Below are 22924 nucleotides of genomic sequence, written 5' to 3'. Positions count from 1 at the left end.
AGGCATCTCCTGGGGAGACAGCTGCGGTATGATGAAGCGGAGCCAGCCGTGATCGCCCCATTGCCTTGGCCGAAGGGCGCGATATGAGTATGAGGAGGGCAGGAGACCTTCGAATGACCCCCTCTGATCCCCGTCTCGACGCGCGCCCCAAACGCTATCCGCCGCCAGAATTTCCACCCCGCCAGCCGGCCCTGTTCGCAAGGACGCCGCCGGCACTGTTCCCGCCGGCGCTGGGTCTCTTGGGCCTTGCCATCGCGCTGCGCATGGCATTGGGGCGGCTGGGATGGGATCAGGCGCCGGGCGATCTTCTGGCAGGGGTCGCCGTGGCGCTGTGGGGTTTTGCGACGGTGGCGTGGCTTGCCAAGGTCGCGCGCCGGCCAGGCGTCGTGGTCGAGGATCTGCGGGTTCTGCCCGGACGGGCGGGGCTGGCGGCCATGACCATGGGGGGCATGGCGGCGGCCGCGCTGCTGGCGCCGCATGCGGCACAGATCGCCAAGGTACTGCTGGTCGCGGCACTGTCCGGGCACCTTGTGCTTGCGCTGTTGTTGATCCGGCTTCTCGTGTCGCTTCCCCCGCCAGGGCGCGAGGTGAACCCGACCTGGAACCTTAGCTTTGTCGGGTTCATAGTCGCTGCCCCGCCGGCACTTGCCCTTGGCTGGGCTGATCTGGCTGCCGTGCTGTTCTGGGGCACGCTGCCCGTGGCAGTGGCGATCTGGGTGATGAGCGGCCTGCAGTTCCTGCGCGTGACGCCGCCGGCGGTGCTGCGGCCGCTGCTGGCGATCCACATTTCCCCGGCAGCACTGTTTGCCACGACCGCGGCACTGATGGGGATGCCGGACATCGCCGCAGGCTTTGTCGCGCTTGCGGCTGCCTTTGCGGCGGTTCTGGTCTTGTCATGGCGCTGGTTGGGGGAAACGGGCATCTCGCCCCTGTGGGGCGCCTTCACCTTTCCGCTTGCGGCGTTGGCCACGGCAATGCTGGTGAAGGGGGGCGGTTGGCAGTGGGTCGGGTTCGGCCTGGTCGGCGGCGGCCTGGTGGCGATTCCGCTGATCCTGTGGTGGGTCTGGAAGCTTTGGCCGGGGGGCAGGCTGGCAGCGATCACGAACGCTGCCGAGGCGTGACTTGTCCGCCATTCGTCAGCTGCTGGCCCACCGGGGCGACCATCCGCAGCAACCGTCTGCCAAACGGGAAGCCCGTGACCGCCTAGCGGATGAGGGACACCCAGGCGCGGGCAAGGGCCAGGCCGTGCGCATCGGCCTGGACGCCAAGGGCGGCGGCCTCGTCCGGATGGCGCAGGGCCCAACCGGGCGCCAGGGCTTCGACCTGGGCGGGGAACCGGCGCAGCCAGTCGGCCACCACGGGACGCGAGGCCTCGAAGTGGAACTGTGTGCCATAGGTGGCCCGACCGATGCGAAAAGCCTGATGCCGGGCGGTCGGACTGTGGGCCAGATGAATGGCGCCTTCGGGCAGGGTGAAGGTGTCAGAGTGCCACTGGAAGATCGGAAACCGGTCGGGAACTGCCGATAGCACAGGATCTGCGCGCCCGGCTTCGGTCAGGGTGACATCGACCCAGCCGAATTCCGGTGCGGTGCCCAGATGATTCTCGGCCCCGTAGGCGCGGGCAAGGATCTGGGATCCAAGGCAGATGCCAAGCACCGGCTTGTCTGCCGCAGTATAGGCTGCCATCAGATCGGCGAGTGCTGGAAGATACGGATGGGTTTGGTCGTCCAGTGCGGACTGTTCGCCGCCAAAGACCACCAGCGCATCGGCATCGGGGGACGCAGGCAATGGGGCGCCCGACCATGGCTTGTACAGGTCGATCAGCGCGGCCCGTTCGTGCAAAGCCACGCCGACTTGGCCATGATGGGTGATGCGGGTATTTTCGACGATGGCAACGCGCATTTCGGCCTCTTCTCCAGCAGGGTGTAATCAGCACGAGCGTGCAGTGGCTGCAAGGGGTGCTCGCGGGGTGGATTTGCCCTTGCACCTGCGCGCGGGGCGTGAAATGGGGAACCGCCAAACGATGCTTGCTCCCGGAGGCTTTACCCATGGAGATTCGTGAGGCTCTCACCTTTGACGACGTGCTTCTGGTGCCGGCGGCATCCAGTGTCCTGCCGTCGGACGCGGATACCTCGACCTGGGTGACGAAGGCGATCCGCATGAACATCCCGCTGCTGTCCAGCGCGATGGACACGGTGACCGAGGCGCGCATGGCTATCGCCATGGCTCAGGCCGGCGGGATCGGGGTGATCCACCGCAATCTCGACCCCGAGACCCAGGCGCGTGAGGTGCGCCGGGTGAAGCGTTTCGAGTCCGGCGTGGTCTATCAGCCGATCACGCTGCGCCCCGACCAGACGCTGGCCGACGCCAAGGCGCTGATGGAACGCTATTCGATCACCGGCTTTCCGGTGGTGGATGAGGCGGGCCGCGTGCTGGGGATCGTCACAAACCGCGACATGCGATTTGCCAGCGACGACAAGACGCCGGTGCGGGTGATGATGACCAGCGAGAACCTCGCCGTGCTGCGCGAACCTGTGGACCGCGCCGAGGCGATCAGCCTGATGAAGGCGCGGCGGATCGAGAAGCTCCTGGTGACGGACGGGCAGGGCAAGCTGACCGGGCTTCTGACGCTGAAGGACACAGAGAAATCGGTGCTGAACCCCAATGCCTGCAAGGATGGGATGGGCCGTCTGCGGGTCGCCGCGGCCTCGACCGTGGGGGATGCGGGGTTCGAGCGCAGCCAGGCGCTGATCGACGCGGGGGTGGACCTGGTGGTGATCGACACGGCGCACGGGCACAGCGAAGGCGTCTCGAAGGCGGTGGAGCGGATCAAGCGGCTGTCGAACACGGTTCAGGTCGTGGCCGGCAACGTGGCCACCGCCGAGGCGACGCGGGCGCTGATCGACGCGGGCGCCGATGCGGTAAAGGTGGGGATCGGGCCGGGCTCGATCTGCACGACGCGGATCGTCGCGGGCGTGGGCGTGCCGCAGCTGACCGCCATCATGGATTCGGCCCGGGCGGCGGGGGATATTCCGGTGATCGCGGATGGCGGCATCAAGTATTCCGGCGATTTCGCCAAGGCCATCGCGGCGGGGGCCTCCTGCGCGATGGTGGGCAGCGCGATCGCCGGCACCGACGAAAGCCCGGGCGAGGTGATCCTGTGGCAGGGGCGCAGCTTCAAGGCCTATCGCGGCATGGGCAGCCTTGGCGCGATGGCGCGCGGCTCGGCCGACCGCTATTTCCAGAAGGACGCGGCCTCGGACAAGCTGGTGCCGGAAGGCATCGAGGGCCAGGTGCCCTATAAGGGCTCGGCGGCGGCGGTCATTCACCAGATGGTCGGAGGGTTGCGCGCGGCGATGGGCTATACCGGCAACCGCACCATCGAGGAAATGCGCACCCGCTGCCAGTTCGTGCGCATCACCGGGGCGGGGCTGAAGGAAAGCCACGTCCACGACGTGCAGATCACCCGCGAAAGCCCGAACTATCGCATCGGCTGAGGCCGGGTCATGACCCCCGGCGCGCGTGCCTCGGCGGCCATCGCCATCCTCGACCGGATCCTCGCCGGAGAGCCGGCGGAACGCGCGCTAACCAACTGGGGCCGCGCCAGCCGCTTTGCCGGCTCGGGCGACCGGGCGGCGGTGCGGGATCTGGTCTTCGACGCGCTGCGCCAGCGCCGGTCCGCGGCGGCGTTGGGGGGCGGGCTGACGGGGCGGGGTCTGATCCTTGGCCTGATGCGCGCCGCGGGGCAGGAGACGCTGTTCTCCGGCGCAGGCCATGCCCCGGCACCGCCTGGCCCGCAGGACCAGGGCCGACCACCCGGGGGGGCCGAGGCGCTGGACGTGCCGGACTGGCTGCTGCCCGAGCTTGAGGCAAGCCTGGGGTCCGACTGTTCCGCCGTGCTGGAGGCGCTGCGGCACCGCGCGCCTGTATTTCTGCGGGTGAACCTGCGAAAGGGCGATCGTATGGCTGCCATCGCGGCGCTGGCAGAGGAAGGGATCGTGGCAGTGGCGCATCCGCTGGCTTCGACTGCGCTGGAAGTGACCGCCAATGCGCGCAGGGTCCAGACTTCGCGGGCCTACCTGTCCGGACTGGTCGAGGTTCAGGATGCCTCCAGCCAGGCGGTGGTCGAGGCGCTGCCCCTTGCCGATGGCATGCGCGTGCTGGACCATTGCGCCGGCGGCGGCGGCAAGACGCTTGCCATGGCGGCACGGGCCGATCTGCGGCTGTGGGCACATGACATCGCGCCCCGGCGGATGGCCGATCTGCCCGAACGGGCGCGGCGCGCGGGAGTGCGGGTTACGTTCACCGACCGGCCCGAGTTGGCGGCGCCGTTCGATCTGGTCCTGGTCGATGCGCCCTGTTCAGGATCCGGCAGCTGGCGCCGCGACCCCGAGGGGAAGTGGGCGCTGACGCCGGATCGTCTGGCCTCGCTGGTGGCCGAACAGGCTTCGATCCTGGCTCGGGCGGCGGCCATGGTCGCGCGAGGGGGCATTCTGGCCTATGCCACCTGTTCCCTTGTCCGGCGCGAGAACCAGCTTCAGATCCAGACCTTCCTGGCAGCAAGCGCCGGTTGGCGGCAGGAACGCGAGCTTTCGCTGACACCGATATCAGGCGGCGACGGGTTCTTTCTCGCGGTAATGCGGCGAGCTTGACCGAAGTATTGCAACCATAGCGTGTGTATCGTAAGCGATTAAGCATCGGTTAACCTTTTGGCGGCCATGTTCACCCGGGAACAGTCGGGACGGATCGGTCGCGTGTCTGAAATGCTGCGCAGGGCTTATACGGGTCTTGACCGGGTTCCTTCGGCAGTGCTTCTTGCTCTTGCCGCCTTCGGGTCGGGCCTTCTGGCCCTGTTGATCACGACCACGGCAACTGTGGGCAACCCGGCGGGCGTAGCCGCCGCCACGGTACTGGCGCTTGTTGTTGTGCTGTGGGGGGTGTCGCATCTGCAAAAGCGCGACGGCCGGGCCCAGCATGCCGGCAGCTTTGCCCTTGTGGGGGCCGATGCGGCCGCGTGTTTCATGACCAATGCTGCCGGGCAGGTGATCTTCCAGAATGCGGCGGCCGAGGCCAGGTTTGGCAACAGCATCCGGTCCCTGACCGATGTCCTTGGCGGGCTGGTGCTGGCTCCGGGCCTTCTGTTGCTGGCCCTGTGCCGTGCGGCCGATCGCGATGGCGCAGCGCGGCGAGATCTGCCGATGCATGAGGGCGTTCTGCGCCTTTCCGTTCATCGTTCTGCGCCGGACCGCTATTTCTGGCGCATCGACGAATTCCGGCTTCCCGCCGCCGTTTCATCAGATCTGCCTTCATGCGACCAGCCGCCGAAGGATGCAGGCGGGGCTGACCTGGAGGAAGTGCCGGTTGCCCTGATGTCCTTCGGGTCAGATGGCGTCCTGCGGTCGGCCAACAGGGCGGCGCGCGACCTTCTGTGGCAGGGCGAGTTGCGCGCGGCGATGTTCCACGATGTCTTTGAAGGTTTGGGCCGTCCTGTGTCGGACTGGCTGTCCGACGTGGCCTCTGGACGCTTGCAAGGCGGTGCAGAGGTGCTGCGCGTGCGTAATGCAAGGGAAGAAACCTTCCTTGAGGTGACCCTGCGCAGTTTCGTCGATGGCGGTCGGCCGGGTGCTCTTGCGGTGCTGAATGATGCCACCCGCCTGAAGACCTTGGAGGCGCAGTTCGCGCAAAGTCAGAAGATGCAGGCAATCGGCCAGCTTGCAGGCGGAATCGCGCATGATTTCAACAACCTGCTGACCGCCATTTCCGGCCACTGTGACCTGCTGCTGCTGCGCCACGGGCACGAGGATCCGGACTTCGCCGATCTGGAACAGATCCGTCAGAATGCCAACCGTGCTGCGGCGCTGGTCGGGCAGTTGCTGGGCTTTTCCCGCAAGCAGACGTTGAATCCGGAAAGGCTTGATCTTGAAGAGGTCTTGTCGGACCTGACGCATCTTCTGAAACGGCTGGTCGTGGAACGGGTGGATCTGAAGCTGTCCAGTCCGGCCGCCCTCCAAGGGCGGCCGCTGAAGCCGATTCGTGCTGATCGGCGGCAGCTGGAACAGGTATTGATCAATCTGGTGGTCAATGCCCGGGATGCCATGCCCCAGGGTGGAACCATCGAAATCGCGACCGAATCCATCACCTTGACAGAGCCGATGTGCCGCGATCGCGCCTCGGTTCCTGCCGGGGATTACACGGTGATCCGGGTGATCGACTCCGGGATTGGGATTGCCGATGAGAACCGCCAGAAGATCTTCGAACCCTTCTTCACCACCAAGCGCGCAGGCGAGGGCACGGGACTTGGCCTGTCGATGGTCTACGGCATCATCAAGCAGTCGGGTGGCTTCATCTTCGTCGATTCCAATCCGGGCGCAGGCAGCACCTTCTCGCTTTACTTCCCTGTATTCGCTGGTGAAATGACGCGGCTCTCGCCCATCGAGCCGCGTCGTGGCCCGTCGCGCCCTGGTGCCGGTGTCGTCCTTCTTGTTGAGGATGAGGCACCTGTGCGGGCCTTTGCCGTGCGTGCCCTGCGTCTGCGCGGGCACACCGTACTGGAGGCAGCAACCGGAGAAGAGGCATTGCATGCGCTGGACGACCCCGGCCTTGATGTCGACCTGTTCGTGACCGACGTGGTTATGCCGGGGCTCGACGGGCCGGCCTGGGTACGAAAGGCGTTGGAAAGGCGGCCGGGGGCAAAGGTGATCTTCATGTCGGGCTATGCCGAGGACGGTTTGTGGGAAGACCAGTCACGCATTCCCAATTCGGTCTTCCTGCCCAAACCCTTTTCGCTGAACGACCTTGCGGAAACCGTGCAGGCCCAGCTTGCCCGCTAGCCGCGCAGACGGCGGGCGGCCTCTGGCGCGAAGTAGGTGAGGATACCGTCGCAGCCTGCGCGCTTGAAGGCGATCAGGCTTTCCAGCATCGCCTTTTCCCCGTCGATCCAGCCGTTTGCCGCGGCCCCCCGTATCATCGCGTATTCACCCGAGACCTGGTAGGCATAGGTCGGGGCGCCGAAAGCGTCCTTCACCCGGCGGCAGATGTCGAGATAGGGCATGCCGGGCTTGACCATGATCATGTCCGCCCCTTCGGAAAGGTCACGCGCCACAAGGCGCAGGGCCTCGTCGCTGTTGGCCGGATTCATCTGATAGGTCTTCTTGTCGCCCTTCAGGGCTCCCGTAGCGCCAACCGCATCGCGGAATGGTCCGTAGAAGGCACTGGCATACTTTGCGGCATAGGACAGGATCGCCACGTCCTTGTGTCCGGCGGCCTCAAGGGCCTGACGCATCGCCCCGATCCGGCCGTCCATCATGTCGGACGGCCCCAGGATATCAGCGCCCGCTTCGGCCTGGACCAGCGCCATCCTGACCAGCGCATCGATGGTTTCGTCGTTGAGGATCACCCCGTCCGCGACCAGCCCGTCATGGCCATGGGCGTTGTAGGGATCAAGCGCCACATCGGTCATAACCGCAATTCCAGGAACCTGCGCCTTGATCGCGCGGATCGCGCGGTTCGCCAGATTGTCAGGGTTCCAGGCCTCGCGGCAATCGGCCGTCTTCTTCGCGGGATCGGTGTAGGGAAAAAGGCAGACCGCCGGAATGCCCAGGCCCGCCGCCATCGCGGCAGCCTCGACCACAAGATCAACCGAAAGCCTTTCAACCCCCGGCATCGAGGCAATGGGTTCGCGCAGCCCCGACCCATCGCGAACGAAGATCGGCCAGATCAGGTCCGACACCGTAAGCTGCACCTCCTGCGTCAGTGTGCGCAGCGCTTCGGTTCGGCGGGTCCGCCGGAACCGCGTCTGCGGAAAGGGCGCAAGGACAGGCTGCATGGGCTGGCTCCGTGAAGGTTGACGCAAGGAGGACTTGCGGCTTCCCGTTCTGCCTGCCATGGAAAAGGGCGCACCTCAAGTTATCTGTGCTTCCCAAACGGGCAGCCAGGGAAAGGACGATCCGAAAGGTGGACGTTATCGACAAGGCGTTCGAAGTGATCGACATGCGGTCCTTCTCGAACCTCTGGTACTGGATCGCTCTGGCTGTCATGTGGTCATCGGTCAACTACTGGGTGCTTGGCGTGCCATACGACATGATCCAGCGCGCCCGGCGCGAGGGCGGCAAGGCGCAGTCCGATCTGGAAGACCTGGTGCGGATAAACACCGACCGGCTTCTTGCGCTGGTGGATCAGGGCGCGATGGTGCTGGTCGCCTTGGGAAGCTTCTGGCTGAGCGTGCTTGCCGTGTCTGGCTTCTACTACGATTTCGAATTCGCTCAGGCTGTCTTTCTGCTGATCTTTCCGCTGAGCCTGGTGGTCCTGCTCAGCATACGAGCAAGTCGGCGCATCCGGGCCGGTGCTGACACAGGCGAAGCGTTGTACCGCCGCCTGATCGTTCATCGGCTCTGGACACAGGTGATCGGCATGGTCTCGATACTCGTGACCGGCATGTATGGCACGTGGCAGAACCTCAGCATTTCGGTCCTGAACTGATCGGGTCGGCATGACAGCAGAACGCATCATCCTGGGCGGCGCGCCCGAAGGTTTTGACGCGCGGCTTGTGGCGAAGGAAATGGCGCGCGGGCGCCCGGTGATCCACATCGCCCGTGACGACAAGCGGGCCGAAGCTATGCGGGCGGCGCTGGCCGTGATGGCGCCAGAGGTCGCGGTGCTGGATTTCCCGGCCTGGGACTGCCTGCCCTATGACCGTGTCAGCCCCAACCCCGACATCAGCGCCCGCCGCATGGCCACGCTTTCGGTGCTGGCCGACGGGCTGAACGGCCCCTTCGTTCTGCTGACCACGCTGAATGCTGCGACCCAGAAGGTGCCCGCGCGTGACGTGGTGCGCGCTGCCTCGTTCCGGGCTGAAGTCGGGCAACGCGTCGATGAGGCACGGCTGAAGGGCTTCCTTGCACGGATGGGGTTTTCGCCTGTCTCGACCGTGGCGGAACCCGGCGACTATGCGTTGCGCGGAGGAATCATCGACATCTACCCGCCTGGGCCGGGCGGCCCGATCCGGCTGGATTTCTTCGGCGATGTGCTGGACGGCGCACGGCGGTTCGATGCCGCCACCCAGCGGACCGTCGAAAAGCTGAAGCGTGTCGAATTCGCCGCTGTGTCCGAGATCATCCTGGACGAGGCGGCTATCGCCCGGTTCCGCCAGAACTACCGCATCGCATTCGGCGCGGCGGGCACGGATGACCCGCTCTACGAAGCCGTCAGCGTGGGACGCAAGCACCAGGGGATGGAGCACTGGTTGCCCTTCTTCCACGAGCGGCTGGAGACGCTGTTCGACTATCTGCCCGAAGCCAGCGTGATGCTGGACGACCAGGTGACACCCGCGCGTCTGGCTCGCTGGGAGGCGATCGACGACAGCTATGATGCGCGCCACGAGGCGATGAGTGCCAAGGGGCGCATCGACACGGTCTACAAGCCTGTGCCGCCCGGGGAACTGTATCTTGACGACGCCGCATGGCAGTCAGCATTGGCCGGGCACCGCCTGGTGCAGCTTTCGCCGTTGCCCCAGGCGCCAGGGCCTGGCGTTCTGGATGCGGGCGCCCGGGCCGGGCGGAACTTTGCACCCGAACGTCAGCAGGAAAACGTAAACCTTTTCGGCGCACTGGCCGATCACATCGGCGCGCTTTCGAAAGAGGCCCAGGTCGTCGTCGCCAGCTGGTCCGAGGGCGCGCGAGAGCGGCTGAAGGGTCTTCTGGCCGACCATGGCCTGACCGGGGCACGGGAAATTGCCGATTTCCGCGAGGTGCCGGAAGGCAAGGGCGGGCTCTTTCTTGTCGTTTGGCCGCTGGAAGCCGGCTTCGTGGCGCCGGGCCTTGCGGTGATCTCGGAACAGGATGTGCTGGGCGACCGGATGGTGGGGAAACCCCGCCGCAGGCGCAAGGCCGACAACTTTCTGCGCGAGGTCGATACCCTGTCGCCCGGCGATCTGGTGGTGCATGTCGAACATGGGGTGGGTCGCTATCTGGGGATCGAGACGATCACCGCGCTTGGCGCGCCCCATGCCTGTGTTGCACTGGAATATGCCGACAATGCAAAGCTTTACCTTCCGGTCGAGAATATCGAACTTCTCAGCCGCTACGGCCATGAGGAAGGGCTGCTGGACCGTCTGGGCGGTGGGGCATGGCAGGCGAAGAAGGCAAGGCTAAAGGAACGGATCAAGGAAATTGCCGACCGCCTGATGCGGGTGGCGGCGGAACGCGCGCTGCGCCATGCCCCGATCCTGGAGGCGCCGCACTCGCTGTGGGAGGCCTTCGCTGCCCGCTTCCCCTATCAGGAAACCGACGACCAGCTTGCCGCGATCGCAGATGTGGTGGCCGACCTGGAAAAGGGCAGCCCGATGGACCGGCTGATTGTTGGCGATGTCGGCTTCGGCAAGACAGAGGTTGCGATGCGCGCGGCCTTCATCGCCGCGCTTTCGGGGATGCAGGTCGCCGTGGTCTGTCCGACGACGCTGTTGGCGCGACAGCACTACCGCAGCTTTGCCGAGCGGTTCCGGGGTTTTCCGATAACAGTCAAACCCTTGTCGCGCTTTGTTTCAGCAAGGGACGCCAATGCGACCCGCACCGCCATGGCCGACGGATCGGTAGATATCGTCGTCGGGACCCATGCGCTCTTGGCAAAGGGGGTGACGTTCAAGAAACTCGGGCTGCTGATCATCGACGAGGAACAGCATTTCGGCGTTGCCCACAAGGAACGCCTGAAGGAGATGCGGTCGGAAGTGCATGTGCTTACGCTGACTGCCACACCGATTCCGCGCACGCTGCAACTGTCGCTGACCGGGGTGCGGGATCTCTCGATCATCGCGACACCGCCGGTGGACCGGCTTGCGATCCGCACCTATGTTTCGGAATTCGACACGATAACCATTCGCGAGGCACTCTTGCGCGAAAGGTTCCGGGGCGGGCAGTCCTTCTATGTCGTGCCCCGGATTTCAGACCTGAACGAGGTCGAGGACTTCCTAAAGACCCATGTCCCCGAGGTAAGCTACGTCATCGCCCATGGTCAGCTGGCGGCAGGCGAGCTGGATGACCGCATGAACCAGTTCTACGATGGCAAGTATGACGTGCTGCTGGCGACAACCATTGTTGAAAGCGGTCTGGATATTCCCCGTGCAAACACGATGATTGTTCACAGGGCGGACATGTTCGGTCTGGCCCAGCTGTATCAGATCCGGGGCCGGGTTGGGCGGTCAAAGACGCGGGCCTATTGCTATCTGACAACCAACCCGCGCGCGCCGCTGACACCTCAGGCGGTGAAGCGGTTGCGCCTGCTGGGCAGCCTTGACAGCCTTGGTGCTGGCTTCAACCTGGCCAGCCACGACCTTGACCTGCGCGGGGCGGGGAACCTTCTGGGCGAGGAGCAGTCCGGCCACATCAAGGAAGTGGGATACGAACTCTACCAGCAGATGCTGGAAGAGACGATCGCCAGGATCAAGTCAGGTGAATTGCAAGGTTTGTCCACGATTTCCGATGACTGGAGCCCGCAGTTGAACCTTGGTGTTCCCGTCATGATCCCCGAGGACTACATCCCGGATCTCGACATCCGGCTGGGGCTTTACCGACGGCTGTCGTCGCTGACGACAAAGGTGGAACTGGAGGGCTTCGCGGCCGAACTGATCGACCGGTTCGGCCCCCTGCCGAAAGAGGTGAACACGCTGATGCTCATCGTGCGCATCAAGGCGATGTGCAAGCGGGCAGGGATCGCAAGGCTGGATGTGGGACCGAAGGGCGCAACGATCCAGTTCCACAACGACAAGTTCGCCAATCCCGCCGGTCTGGTCGATTTCCTGAAGGCCCAGGGGCCGGCGGCAAAAGTGAACGGCAATCGTATCGTGCTGACGGGCGAGATGAAGTCGGAGGCAGACCGCATCAAGGGTGCCTTCGCAATAGCCCGCGATCTGGCCGAGGTGGTCAGGGCGGGAAAGGCGGAAAAGGTCGGAAAGGCGGGATAACTAACCCGCTTGCCGACGACTTCGTGCATCTGTCCGGCAAGGACGTGCGCACCACCCCCGACGGCTCTAGTCGCGCGGCTCGCCCAGGGTTGCCAGTGACAGGGCCAGCGCCAGGCCGATCAGCACCGCCACGCCCCACAGCAGCGGCATCACCGTGCCGTCGAAGGCCAGTCCGACCGGGATTGCCAGCAGGACCGAGCCCACGGTTGCCAGCGACAGGATGACCGATGCCGCAAGACCCGCAATATGGCCCACGGGTTCCATGGCCAGCGCGTTAAGGTTGCCCATTGTCAGGCCCATCATCGCGAACAACCCGATGCACCACACCAGATGCACGACAAAGGCCGTATTCTCCGTGACCAGCCCCGGACCCAGCAGCCCCAGCGTAACCAGCGTCAGGCCGATCTGGGCGGCGTAGGTGCCCCGCACCACGCGGCGCATGCCCAACGTCATCACAATTCGGCTGTTCAGCAGGCTGCCCGACATCGAGGCCACCGCGATCACCGCGAACCAGAGCGGGAAGCTGTCGGCGCGGCCGTGGACAGTTTCGAAGATCGGCTGGATCGAGGACAGCGTGGCGAACAGCGCGCCCAGGGTCAGGGTCTGCAAAACGGTCGAGACGATCACGACCGGATGCCGGGCTAGCTCGATCATGGCGCCGGCAAGGTCGCCCAGATGCAGGCTGCGGCGGCTGTCTTCGGGCAGCGTCTCGGGTTGGCGCAGGCCAAGCCACAGCATTGTGAGACCGGAAAAGGCGACATAGGCCAGAAAGATCGCGTGCCAGTCGGCCAGCGCGATGATGCCCTGGCCCATGAGCGGCGCGATGGCAGGGACGATGGTGAAAATCATCATCGCGAAGGACATGATCCGCGCCATCTCGCGCCCGTGGAACAGGTCGCGGATCATGGCGACCGACACGGTTCGCGGCGCCGCCGCGCCGATCCCCTGCACCAGGCGCGCGATCAACAGGGTTTCCAGTGTAGGCGCGACATAACAGGCCAGGGCCGCCAGCGCGTAGACACCCGAGCCTGCCATGATCACGCGTTTGCGCCCGAACCGGTCGGACAGCGGACCCGCGGCGAAGGTGCCAAGCCCCATGCCAAGGACAAAGCTGGTGACCACCAGCTGCGCGGCATTCGGCGCCGATGGGGTCAGCGTCGCCGCGATATCGGGCAGGGCCGGCAACACCGCGTCAATGGATATGGCAATGGTGGCAAAAAGCATCGCCATCAGTGCGACAAATTCGGTCTGGCCAAGTCTATGGGTCGGGGCCTGGGCCTTGTCAGTCACTTGGCTTGCTCGCGATCGGCAAGTTCGGCGATGACCTGTGCCCAAAGTCCGGGCGGCTGGGCTCCGGTCACCACATAGGTCTGGGCGACAAGGAAAGTGGGCACCGAACTGACCCCCTTTGCCCGCGCATCGGCATCACGGGCGGCGATGTCGTCGGCATCGGCGTCGGATTGCAGCAGCCGCAGCGTGGCTGCCGGATCCATGCCCGCCTCGCCCGCAATGGCCGCCAGGGTTTCCATTTCGCCGATATCGCGGCCTTCTTCCCAATAGGCGCGCATCAAGCGGCTGACGACTTCGGACTGGCACCCCTCGATTCCGGCCCAGTGGATCAGGCGATGGGCGTTCAGCGTGTTGGGTATCCGCTGCGGCCTGTCGGGATCAAGCGTCACGCCGGCGGAGCGGGCGACCTCGCGCAGGCGTTCGTGGACTGCGTCCACGCGCTCCTTCCCGCCGAACCGGGCCTCAAGCCAGGCGCGCTTCGGCACCCCTTCGGCCGGCATGTCTGGGTTGAGCTGGAACGGGTGCCATTGGACGCTGAAAGGATGGTCGGGATGGTCGGCGAGCGCCCGGTCGAGATTGGCCTTGCCGACAAGGCACCAGGGGCAGACCGGATCCAGAAAGATGTCAAGGCGGACGGGCTGGCGGATCATGTGGCGGGCCTTGCGTAAAGCGGGCCGAGGGCCCGGCGGATGACCTTGCCGGTCGCAGTGCGGGGCAGGGCAGGGATGTGCTGGTAGTGACGCGGTTGCTTCCAGCGGGCAAGTGCGCTTTCCGCGCGCTGGCGCAGAAGCGCGTCGCCGATTTCGCACGGGGCTTCGTAGAAAAGGGCGATGATCTTCGTGCCGCGTGCGGGTTCGACCTCGGTCGCAGCGCAGGCCAGAAGGCCCGGAAGGCCCTCGAAGGCCGCCTCTACCTCGACAGGCGAGACACGGAAGCCCCCCGCGTTCAGCAGGTCGTCCTTGCGGCCCAGGTGGGTTACGGCGCCGTCAGCCGCCATGATGGCCATGTCACCGGTGCGGAACCAGGGGCCTTGCGGGGCGGGTGCCCCCAGGTAACCGCGCATCAGGCCGGGATCGGTAGTGGCGACGGCAAGTTCGCCCTGGGCGCCGCGTGTGACGGGTTGGCCGTCCTCGCCCAGCAGCGCGACGTGGCGGCCGGGCTGGACATATCCCACGCTGCCGGGCAGCGCCGGGCGGGCGGGAGAGCCGGACAGATAGGTCGAGATTTCGGTCATCCCGAGCGCCTCGTGCACCCGGGTGCCGGTCGCATCTTCCCAGGCCGCGCGAGTGGCCGGTGGCAGACCCTCGCCCGCCGATAACGCGTGGCGCATCCGGGGCAGGGCAGGGATGGGCGCGCGCAGCAGCTGGCGAAATACGCCGGGCGCAGCGGCAAAGATCGTGGCCGCGCTACGGGCAAGCAGGGTGGGCAAGGCGGCAGGCGGCGTGCCGGGTGCGGGGATCAGCGCAGTGGCGCCAACCGTCCAGGGGTCTAGCAGCCCGGTGCCCAGCGTGTAGGTCCAGTTCATTGCCCCGGCGTGCAGCAGCCGATCTTCGGGGGTCAGCCCCTCCCATCCCTGGTGCATCGGCTGCCGTGCCAGGATTGCGCGATGGGCGTGGCTGACCGCGGCAGGCCTGCCCGAAGTGCCAGAGGTGAAGATCACATAAGCCTCGGTCTCCGGGTCGGCGGCGACAGGGGGCAGGGGCGGCATTGCCTCCCACAGGGCGAGGTCGGGTGCGATGGTGGCGATTTCCCCCTGGGGCAGGGCGATTCCGGGCTCGGCCACGATCAGGCGGGGCCCGACAAGGCCGGCAAGTCGCGTGATCTCAGCCACCGTCAGCGCGGCAGAGGTGGGGACGGGGACCAGGCCTGCCGCGATGGCCCCGAGAAAGACGATGGGAAAGGCGGGGCCGTTCCCCAGTCGCATCAGGATGCGGTCGCCGGGGGCGAGGCCAAGGGTGAAGAGATGGCGCGCGCAACCCAGGACGAGGGCCTGAAGTCGGGCGTAGGTCAGGGTCTCGTCCCGGTCGGAATGCAGGATCACCAGCGCAGGTTTTTCATCGGGCGCCCTGGCGCGGCCCAGTACATGCGCCGCAAGGTTCATCACGGGTGGCACAGGCGGATGCGGGCGGGTGTCGATGACTGAAAGCATGGCCAAGGGGTGGCATTGCCGCAGCGCAGTTGCAAGGCCGGTGCCTGTGGACTATCGGAGAACCATGCAACCGACCGATCCAAAGACCATGATCCGTGTCGCCCGCGAAGCCGGGGGCGAGGTGCATGTGGAACCGGTAAACCTGGGCGAAAGGGTGCGCGAGCTGCGCCGGTCAAAGGGCTGGACGCTGGAAGAGGCGGCAACGCGCGCGGGCCTGGCGCGGTCCACCCTGTCCAAGATCGAGAACGGCCAGATGAGCCCGACTTACGAGGCGCTGAAGAAGCTGGCGCAGGGGTTGTCGATCGGTGTGCCGCAGCTTTTCACGCCGCCATCCAAGGCGCAGGTCATGGGGCGGATGGCGGTAACCAAGGCGGCCGAGGGCCAGAGCCAGGCAACCGCCACCTACGAGCACGAGCTTCTGGCCGCCAGCCTGACGAAGAAGCAGATGCTGCCCTACCGCGCCACGATCCGGGCGCGGGCCTTCGAGGAATTCGACGGCTGGGTCCGCCACGACGGTGAGGAATTCCTCTATGTCCTGACCGGCGTGGTGCGGCTTTATACCGAATTCTACGAACCCGTCGACCTGCGCCGGGGCGACAGCGCCTATTACGATGCGGCTATGGGCCACAACGTGATCAGTCTGTCGGAAGAGGATGCGACGATCCTCTGGGTCACGTCCCTCGTCTAAGACAGTGGTGCAGGCACCCGGGAGTGGACCCTCTCCCGGGCCGTCAGAACATGCTCTGGACCTTGCGTGCGCCGGCCGAGACATCCTCGCCCACACCGGCGACCGTGTTGCAGCCGGCCAGCGCCAGCAGAGTTGCGGTCAGGATCAGGAATTTCTGCATCGTTCTGCCTCGTATCGTTGCCCGTCGGTCATTCCTCATACCACCACAGGGCGGGAAGATAGGAGTAGCCCCAGTCGCCGTAAAGCTGCACCCTTTCAGGCTGCTTCAGTTCCTTTCGGTGGACGATCAGGTTGCGGTCGGAATACCAGAAGGGCACCACATAGCGCCCGGCAGTCAGCAGCCGGTCCAGCGCCTGGGCGGCGGCCGCGGCCTCTTCCTGGCTGCGGGCGGACAGGATCGCGCCGATCACCGCGTCGATGGCGGGCGATTTCACCCCCATCCAGTTGCGCGAGCCCTCGGTATCGGCCGCCTCCGATGACCAGTAGAGGTTCTGTTCGTTGCCCGGTGACAGCGACATGGTGCGGATCATGTAGGTCATGTCGAAGTCGAAGGTGTCGGTGCGCGTCTTCATCTGCGCGCTGTCCAGCATGGAAACCGTGGCGGTAACGCCGATGTCCTTCAGCGCCTCGACATAGATCGCGGCGATGCTGGCAGCCTCGTCCTGGCCGATGGTCAGCAGGATTTCGAAGGTGAAGGGCCGGCCGGCGGCGTTTTTCAGAAGGCCGTCGTCGGCGATGGTCCATCCGGCCTCTTCCAGAAGCGCCAGCGCGCGGCGCAGGCCGGCGCGGTTGCGTTCGGTTCCGTCACTGGCCGGCAGGGCGTAGCCTTCGATCGTGCCGGGCAGAAGATCGGCGCGGAATGGTTCAAGCAGTTCAAGCACCCGTCCTTCGGCCGGGGCGCCGGGAACCATCGCGAACGGGCTGTTCGAGAAGTAGGAGGTGATCCTTGGCGCGGCGCCGCCGGTGATCGTGCGGTTGATGAAGTCGAAGTTGAACATCTCGATCATCGCCTCGCGCACGCGCCAGTCGGCAAACTGCGGTCGGCGCGTATTCATGACGAAACCGATGATCCCCGAGGGCCGGTCGTGCGGCACCTCGAGCTTCACCATCTCTCCGCTGGTGATGGCCGGAAAGTCGTAGCGGCTGGCCCAGCGGGCAAGGTTGTCCTCGCGATAGGCAGTGATCGCGCCGGATTTGACCGATTCGAAGACCGCGACAGGGTTGGCGAAATAGTCGAAGCGGATCGTATCAAAGTTCCACTGGCCGCGGTTTATGGGCAGATCCTTTCCCCACCAGTCGGGGTTGCGCCGGAAGGTGATCTGCACGCCGGGATCGACGCGATCGACGACATATGGCCCCGACCCGGTCAGCCGGTCCAGCGTCGTTGCCTCGAAATCCTTGCCGTCGAAATCCGCCTTCTTCAGGATCGGACGAAGGCCCAGGATCAGCGGAAGTTCGCGGTCTTCGGTGTTGAAGGTGAAGCGCACCGTGCGCGGGCCGGTCGCTTCTGCGCTTGCGACCTTCTTCCATGCACCATGGTATCGCGGATGGCCCAGCGTGCCCAGCGTCTCGTAAGACCAGAGCACGTCCTCGACCGTCACAGGGCTGCCGTCGGCGAATCGCGCCTCTTCACGCAAGGTAAATTCCACGTAGGTCCGGGCATCGTCAGTCTCGACCGATTCGGCCAGAAGGCCGTACAGGGTAAAGGGTTCGTCGAAGCTTCGCGCCATCAGCGTCTCGAATGTCAGGGGCGCGACACCCTCGGCCGGGCTGCCCGCGGTAATGAAGGGGTTCAGCGTGTCGAAGCTGCCGTTCACCGCCATGGTGATCTGACCGCCCTTGGGGGCATCAGGGTTGGCTTGGGGCAGGGACACAAAATCCGGGGGAAGTGCGGGGTCGCCATACATAGCTATGCCATACATAGCTATGCCATGCATCGGTTCGGCATGCGCCAGTGTCGCGCTTGCGGCAAGGGCCAGCGGCAGGGCAAGACGGATCACGGCAGCGGCTAGGTCGCGCAACATTCTGGGGTCCCTGTTCATAGGTCGTTCCGGTCGCCGAGCCTAAGCTTGTCCGTCAGCCAATTCAAACTTTTAGCTTGGCCATCGGCAAAGAGACGACTATAAGGAAGTTACTGCTCGATAGGTTTCTTGCCTGTATGAAACCTGCCTCAAAGACTTGACGCCGGCCTCGCGCCGGCGTTTTTTTGTGCGCAATGACTGGCGCCGTCCGCCGCAATCGCCGTATGCTTTTTTCGCAGATGCAGCACGGGAGAGCGCGATATGACGCTGAAGGGCAAGCGGGCCATCGTCACCGGATCGAATTCGGGAATCGGTCTGGGTGTGGCAGAATCGTTGGCGGCGGCTGGGGCCGACGTGGTTCTGAACAGCTTCACCGACCGCGCCGAGGACCATGAGCTTGCCAGCGATCTGGGCGCCCGGCACGGTGTGACGGCGCGTTACATCGCGGCCGACATGTCAAAGGGGGCCGAATGCCGGGCCCTGGTTGAAAAGGCCGGTGGGTGCGACATCCTGGTGAACAACGCCGGGATCCAGTTCGTCAGCCCGATCGAGGAGTTCCCGGTCGAAAAATGGGATGCGATCCTGGCGATCGACCTCAGTTCCGCCTTTCATGCCACCGCCGCTGCCCTGCCGGGGATGAAAGAACGGGGGTGGGGCCGGATCGTGAACATTGCCAGTGCCCACGGTCTGACCGCCAGCCCCTTCAAGTCGGCCTATGTCGCCGCCAAGCACGGTGTCGTCGGACTGACCAAAACCGTTGCGCTGGAGGTTGCCGGCCAAGGCATCACCTGCAACGCGATCTGCCCCGGCTATGTACTGACGCCCCTGGTCGAGGCGCAGATCCCGGAACAGATGAAGGTCCACAGGATGGACCGCGAAACGGTGATCCGTGAGGTCATGCTGCAACGCCAGCCCTCGCGCCAGTTCGCCACGGTCGAACAGATTGGTGGTACGGCTGTCTTTCTGTGCAGCCCGGCGGCGGATCAGATCACCGGAACGACGATTTCCGTCGATGGCGGCTGGACGGCGTTGTAAGGCGCCTCCCGGGCGCGCAGGCGGTTTCCTTGCCGACGGCAAAGCAAAGATCGGGGCCTAGCGCGGCGCAGACCTGCCGGGGGATTCAGGCTTGGCCGGCGCTTCCCTGGGCATGGGATAGACCAGCCCGCCCGAAACGATCAGCTTGGCGGCGTCGTCCACGCCCATGTCCATCACGACCAGATCCTTCGTCGGCACGAAAAGCAGCATCCCGCTGGTAAAGGGCGTCAGGCCAACGAACACGGCCGACATGTCGGGCCCGAGCGCCGCGAGCCGCGCGGCCAGTTCGCCCTTTGGCCGGGTTGACAGGAACCCCAGCGCCCAGCTGCTGGGGCGGGGAAATTCGACCAGAACGACCTTGTCGAAGCTTTGTTCCTTCTTGTTGAAGAAGGTCTCGGCCACCTGTTTCAGGGCGCCGTAGATCGACCGGACTATCGGCATCCGGTTAACCAGATCTTCACCCTTTCGGATGATCGACCGGCCCAGAAGGCCCTTGGCCAGCCAGCCCACCAGAATCGTGCCGATCAGGAAGACCAGTACCCCCATGCCCCGCACGGGAAATTCGTAATCCGGTCCGAACCAGTCGCGGATCAGTACGTCCGGCTGATAGGCGGCGGGAATAAGCGGCAGGATCCATCCGTCGATCCAGCCGATCGCGGCCCAGACGACATAGATCGTCAGCCCCACGGGCAGGACGACGACAAGACCGGTCAGGAAGCTGGCACGCAGGCTGGCCAGAAAGCCGCGGCGGGTCGGTTGCGACGGTTCGTTCACGATGTCAGGCCCCCAGTAGGCGGCACATTAGGGTCAGCCGGGCGCCTCGCGCAACGGGGCCGGGCCTTTCACACGAGAATTTCAGTCTTGCCGGTCCAGATGGGCGGCGATGGCTGCTGCCAGCCGGGCGTTCGACAGGACCAGCGCGATATTGGCCGCGAGCGACCGGCCGGCCGTGCGTTCAAAAAGGCGTTGCAACAGGAAAGGGGTCACGGCCTTCGCGGCGATCCCATCGCGCGCGGCCTCGGCCAGCGCAGCCTCGATATGCGGCAGGATCTCGGAGCGCGGGATCTCGGCCTCGGCCGGGATCGGATTGGCAACCAGTTGGCCACCCGGCAGGCCAAGCCGGACGCGCATGCGGTGGGCGGCGGCGATCTCGGCGGGGCTATCCATGCGCAGCGGTGCTTTCAGACCCGAAGAACGCGACCAGAAAGCTGGAAAGTCGTCCTGGCCCACGGCGATGACCGGCACGCCCATGGTTTCCAGGTATTCCAGCGTCTTGGGCAGGTCCAGGATCGCCTTCGCCCCGGCGGCGACCACCGTGACCGGGGTTTCAGCCAGCTCTCTCAGGTCGGCCGAAATGTCAAAGGTAGTTTCCGCCCCCCGATGCACGCCGCCTATGCCGCCAGTTGCAAAGACCTTGATACCTGCCAGATGCGCACAGATCATCGTCGCGGCCACCGTGGTGGCCCCGATGCCGCCCGAGGCGAGGCAGGCCGCCAGATCGGCCCGGGAAAGCTTTGCCACGTCCCGGGCCTGGCCCAGGGCGTCGAGCTGTGCCTCGGTCAGGCCGATGTGGATTTGCCGGTCCATGATCGCGATGGTGGCAGGCGTGGCGCCATGGGCGCGAACCTCGGCCTCCACCTGTCTGGCCGTTTCCACATTCCGCGGGAATGGCATGCCGTGAGTTATTATTGTGCTTTCAAGGGCTACAACCGGGGCTCCGGCCTTTCGGGCCTGCGCCACTTCGGGCGAATAGGTAAGCGGCAGGGTCATGAACCGATATCTCCCGATACATAGGATGCTGCGGCCCGCAGCGCCTGTTCCAGGGCGTCTGCACGCGAGGCGCCGCGCCGTTCGGCCACCAGATGCGCGGCCATGAACGTATCGCCCGCACCGGTGACACGTGTCACCTGCACCTGCGGCGGGGCGGATGCGATGACACCTTTGCCGCGGCGCCCGTCCGCGGCAGGCGCGCTGCCATCTGTCACCAGAACGCGCTCTGCGCCGCAGGCAAGCAGGGCCTCGGCGGCCTCGGGTGCGGTGGATGCATCGCTGCGCGCCAGGATGTTCGCCTCTTCCAGGTTGACGTAGAGCGTGGCCGAGGGATGGGCCAGCAGGGGCAGCAGACGGCCGGCCTTGCCGGGCGAGGCAGGCGCCACACGCAGGTCGGCGGCCGATAAGAGAGGAGAGGCCGCAATCGCGGCAAGCAGCGCCTCAGTAAGATTGCCATCAAGGGCGATCGGCCCACCCCACGGCTTGGCTGCGGTGCCAAGGCGCCCGTCCGACAGCGGGCGCAGGATCCTGTCGCCCGCAGCCTCAAGCGAACGGGCGTCGGCAATGGCCGCGATCAGGCCATTCGCACCCTCGACGGCCATGTAGCGGTCAGTCGGCAGATCATCTGGCCGGTAGACATGGTCCGTCACCAGCCCCAGTCGGTCGCAGGCGGCAAGCAGTTCGTCGCCCTCGGCATCGCGACCGATGGCTGTCAACAGGGCAGGGGTCATGCCGAAGCGACGAAGGGTCATCGCGATGTTCATGGCCACCCCCCCGGGCAGGCGGCTGATGCGTCCGGGCATGTCCGAACCCAGCCGCATCGACGTGGACGAGCGACCGATGATGTCCCACAGGACCGAACCGATGCAGAGGATTTCGGGCATCATGGCGCCTTGATTGCTGAAAGCCCCGACCGGCGCAAGCCCGACCGGGGGCAGGCGCAACGCACCCGTGCGTCTGGACATTCGTGGCTAGCGGCAAGGCCCGTCTCGGGTCATGCCCTGCAACCGCCTGTCGAAAGGCGACGACTGCATGAAGCCGTCGGGGGAGGTTGCGAGAGGATGGGCGAAACAGGGCCTTGATGCCCTCACAGCTTCCGTCTATACGCTCGGCACTTCACAGGGTTGGTGCGGGCCTTGGCGGGGAGAAATCCCGTCAGGTCCACCGGTTGGGGCAATAGCCCTGAAATCACTGGCCCGAGGCGCGAAACCGGAAAGGAAAAGGACATGGCGCTCCCCGAGTTCACCATGCGTCAGCTGCTTGAGGCTGGCGTTCACTACGGCCACCAGACCGCCCGCTGGAACCCCAAGATGGCGGAATACATCTATGGCGACCGCAACGGCATTCACATCATCGACCTGACCCAGACCGTTCCGATGCTGGAACAGGCCCTCAAGGTCGTGCGCGACACCGTGGCCAAGGGCGGCCGCATCCTGTTCGTCGGCACGAAGCGTCAGGCCCAGAAGCCGATCGCCGAAGCCGCCGAGAAATGCGCGCAGTATTACATGAACCACCGCTGGCTAGGCGGCACGCTGACCAACTGGAAGACCGTCTCGCAGTCGATCCAGCGCCTGAAGCACCTGGACGAGGTGCTGGGCGCGGGTGGCGAGGGCCTGACCAAGAAGGAACGCCTTGGGATGGAGCGTGACCAGGCCAAGCTGCAGGCCAGCCTGGGCGGCATCCGCGAGATGGGCGGCATTCCGGACCTTCTGTTCATCATCGACGTGGGCAAGGAAGACCTCGCCGTCCAGGAAGCGCAAAAGCTGGGCATCCCGGTGGTGGCGGTGGTCGATACCAACTGCTCGCCCAAGGGCGTTGACTATGTGATCCCCGGCAACGACGACGCGGCGCGCGCCATCGCGCTGTATTGCGACCTCGTGGCCCGCGCCGCGCTTGATGGCATGTCGGCCCAGATGGGCGCGGCCGGTGTCGACCTGGGCGCTCTGGAAGCTGCCCCCGAGGAACAGGCGGTCGCCGAGGCCTGAGCCCCGGACTGTCACCGAATTTTCACCCGGCGG

General features: G+C 65.5%; 19 protein-coding genes. 9 read left to right on the top strand and 10 right to left on the bottom strand.

Annotated features, from left to right (window positions below):
- Positions 1-113: 113 nt before the first annotated feature.
- A complete protein-coding gene (locus tag EYB42_RS06920; protein WP_135449134.1) occupies positions 114-1121 on the top strand; it encodes an SLAC1 family transporter in 1008 nt (335 codons plus the stop codon).
- Positions 1122-1203: 82 nt separating this feature from the next.
- Here the strand turns inward: EYB42_RS06920 and EYB42_RS06915 are convergent, their stop codons facing one another.
- Positions 1204-1902 (bottom strand): type 1 glutamine amidotransferase, encoded by a 699-nt coding sequence (locus tag EYB42_RS06915; RefSeq protein WP_135449133.1) that lies wholly within the window; start codon positions 1900-1902, stop codon positions 1204-1206.
- A gap of 146 nt (positions 1903-2048) precedes the next feature.
- Between EYB42_RS06915 and guaB the strand changes: the two genes are divergently transcribed.
- The 3 genes from guaB to EYB42_RS06900 all read left to right on the top strand — a co-directional run bounded on the left by guaB (position 2049) and on the right by EYB42_RS06900 (position 6830).
- Positions 2049-3497: an IMP dehydrogenase gene (gene guaB, locus EYB42_RS06910; RefSeq protein ID WP_135449132.1), complete on the top strand. Its 1449-nt coding sequence runs from the start codon at positions 2049-2051 to the stop codon at positions 3495-3497.
- A gap of 9 nt (positions 3498-3506) precedes the next feature.
- Positions 3507-4652 (top strand): RsmB/NOP family class I SAM-dependent RNA methyltransferase, encoded by a 1146-nt coding sequence (locus tag EYB42_RS06905; protein ID WP_135449131.1) that lies wholly within the window; start codon positions 3507-3509, stop codon positions 4650-4652.
- A gap of 111 nt (positions 4653-4763) precedes the next feature.
- Entirely contained in the window at positions 4764-6830 is a 2067-nt protein-coding gene (locus EYB42_RS06900) for a hybrid sensor histidine kinase/response regulator (protein WP_135449157.1), read from the top strand.
- Here EYB42_RS06900 and hemB read toward each other — a convergent pair.
- Positions 6827-7825 carry a porphobilinogen synthase gene (gene hemB, locus EYB42_RS06895; protein WP_135449130.1) on the bottom strand — a complete coding sequence of 333 codons (999 nt, stop codon included), beginning with the start codon at positions 7823-7825 and terminating at the stop codon, positions 6827-6829. The two genes, EYB42_RS06900 and hemB, sit on opposite strands and share 4 nt — an antisense overlap.
- Positions 7826-7953: 128 nt before the next feature.
- Here hemB and EYB42_RS06890 point away from each other — a divergent pair, with 128 nt between their 5' ends.
- Together EYB42_RS06890 and mfd are read left to right on the top strand one after the other, a co-directional pair.
- Positions 7954-8478: a component of SufBCD complex gene (locus EYB42_RS06890; protein ID WP_346763301.1), complete on the top strand. Its 525-nt coding sequence runs from the start codon at positions 7954-7956 to the stop codon at positions 8476-8478.
- Positions 8479-8488: 10 nt separating this feature from the next.
- Positions 8489-11953, top strand: a complete 3465-nt coding sequence (gene mfd, locus EYB42_RS06885; protein WP_135449129.1) for a transcription-repair coupling factor — start codon at positions 8489-8491, stop codon at positions 11951-11953.
- 66 nt (positions 11954-12019) lie between these two features.
- On the opposite strand, the gene EYB42_RS06880 is transcribed toward mfd, so the two are convergent.
- From EYB42_RS06880 to EYB42_RS06870, 3 genes are read right to left on the bottom strand one after another with little or no spacing between them, the layout of a single operon-like run.
- Positions 12020-13243 (bottom strand): multidrug effflux MFS transporter, encoded by a 1224-nt coding sequence (locus EYB42_RS06880; RefSeq protein ID WP_167850950.1) that lies wholly within the window; start codon positions 13241-13243, stop codon positions 12020-12022.
- Positions 13240-13893 carry a DsbA family oxidoreductase gene (locus EYB42_RS06875; protein ID WP_135449128.1) on the bottom strand — a complete coding sequence of 218 codons (654 nt, stop codon included), beginning with the start codon at positions 13891-13893 and terminating at the stop codon, positions 13240-13242. The genes EYB42_RS06880 and EYB42_RS06875 overlap by 4 nt, the downstream gene beginning before the upstream one ends.
- Positions 13890-15392: a class I adenylate-forming enzyme family protein gene (locus EYB42_RS06870; RefSeq protein WP_135449127.1), complete on the bottom strand. Its 1503-nt coding sequence runs from the start codon at positions 15390-15392 to the stop codon at positions 13890-13892. Before EYB42_RS06870 ends, EYB42_RS06875 begins: the two co-directional genes overlap by 4 nt.
- Before the next feature lie 64 nt (positions 15393-15456).
- On the opposite strand from EYB42_RS06870, the gene EYB42_RS06865 reads away from it, so the two are divergent.
- A complete protein-coding gene (locus EYB42_RS06865; protein WP_135449126.1) occupies positions 15457-16080 on the top strand; it encodes a helix-turn-helix domain-containing protein in 624 nt (207 codons plus the stop codon).
- Positions 16081-16123: 43 nt separating this feature from the next.
- On the opposite strand, the gene EYB42_RS06860 is transcribed toward EYB42_RS06865, so the two are convergent.
- The gene (locus EYB42_RS06860) at positions 16124-16240 is read right to left on the bottom strand and encodes an entericidin A/B family lipoprotein (RefSeq protein ID WP_135449125.1); all 117 of its coding nucleotides are present in this window, start codon (positions 16238-16240) and stop codon (positions 16124-16126) included.
- Positions 16241-16268: 28 nt separating this feature from the next.
- Positions 16269-18104, bottom strand: a complete 1836-nt coding sequence (locus EYB42_RS06855) for an extracellular solute-binding protein (RefSeq protein WP_394346486.1) — start codon at positions 18102-18104, stop codon at positions 16269-16271.
- A gap of 258 nt (positions 18105-18362) precedes the next feature.
- On the opposite strand from EYB42_RS06855, the gene EYB42_RS06850 reads away from it, so the two are divergent.
- Positions 18363-19136 carry a 3-hydroxybutyrate dehydrogenase gene (locus EYB42_RS06850; protein ID WP_135449124.1) on the top strand — a complete coding sequence of 258 codons (774 nt, stop codon included), beginning with the start codon at positions 18363-18365 and terminating at the stop codon, positions 19134-19136.
- 57 nt (positions 19137-19193) lie between these two features.
- On the opposite strand, the gene EYB42_RS06845 is transcribed toward EYB42_RS06850, so the two are convergent.
- The 3 genes from EYB42_RS06845 to EYB42_RS06835 all read right to left on the bottom strand — a co-directional run bounded on the left by EYB42_RS06845 (position 19194) and on the right by EYB42_RS06835 (position 21793).
- A complete protein-coding gene (locus tag EYB42_RS06845) occupies positions 19194-19910 on the bottom strand; it encodes a DUF502 domain-containing protein (RefSeq protein ID WP_240784006.1) in 717 nt (238 codons plus the stop codon).
- Positions 19911-19991: 81 nt separating this feature from the next.
- Entirely contained in the window at positions 19992-20906 is a 915-nt protein-coding gene (locus tag EYB42_RS06840) for a pseudouridine-5'-phosphate glycosidase (RefSeq protein ID WP_135449122.1), read from the bottom strand.
- Positions 20903-21793, bottom strand: a complete 891-nt coding sequence (locus EYB42_RS06835) for a PfkB family carbohydrate kinase (RefSeq protein ID WP_135449153.1) — start codon at positions 21791-21793, stop codon at positions 20903-20905. The genes EYB42_RS06840 and EYB42_RS06835 overlap by 4 nt, the downstream gene beginning before the upstream one ends.
- Positions 21794-22132: 339 nt before the next feature.
- On the opposite strand from EYB42_RS06835, the gene rpsB reads away from it, so the two are divergent.
- Positions 22133-22891 carry a 30S ribosomal protein S2 gene (rpsB, locus tag EYB42_RS06830; protein ID WP_135449121.1) on the top strand — a complete coding sequence of 253 codons (759 nt, stop codon included), beginning with the start codon at positions 22133-22135 and terminating at the stop codon, positions 22889-22891.
- Positions 22892-22924: the final 33 nt, after the last annotated feature.

This window comes from Tabrizicola caldifontis, from assembly GCF_004762095.1.
Lineage (GTDB): Bacteria > Pseudomonadota > Alphaproteobacteria > Rhodobacterales > Rhodobacteraceae > Tabrizicola > Tabrizicola caldifontis.
Note: the sequence above shows the minus strand (reverse complement) of the source record. Positions and strands in the feature narration are given on the sequence as shown.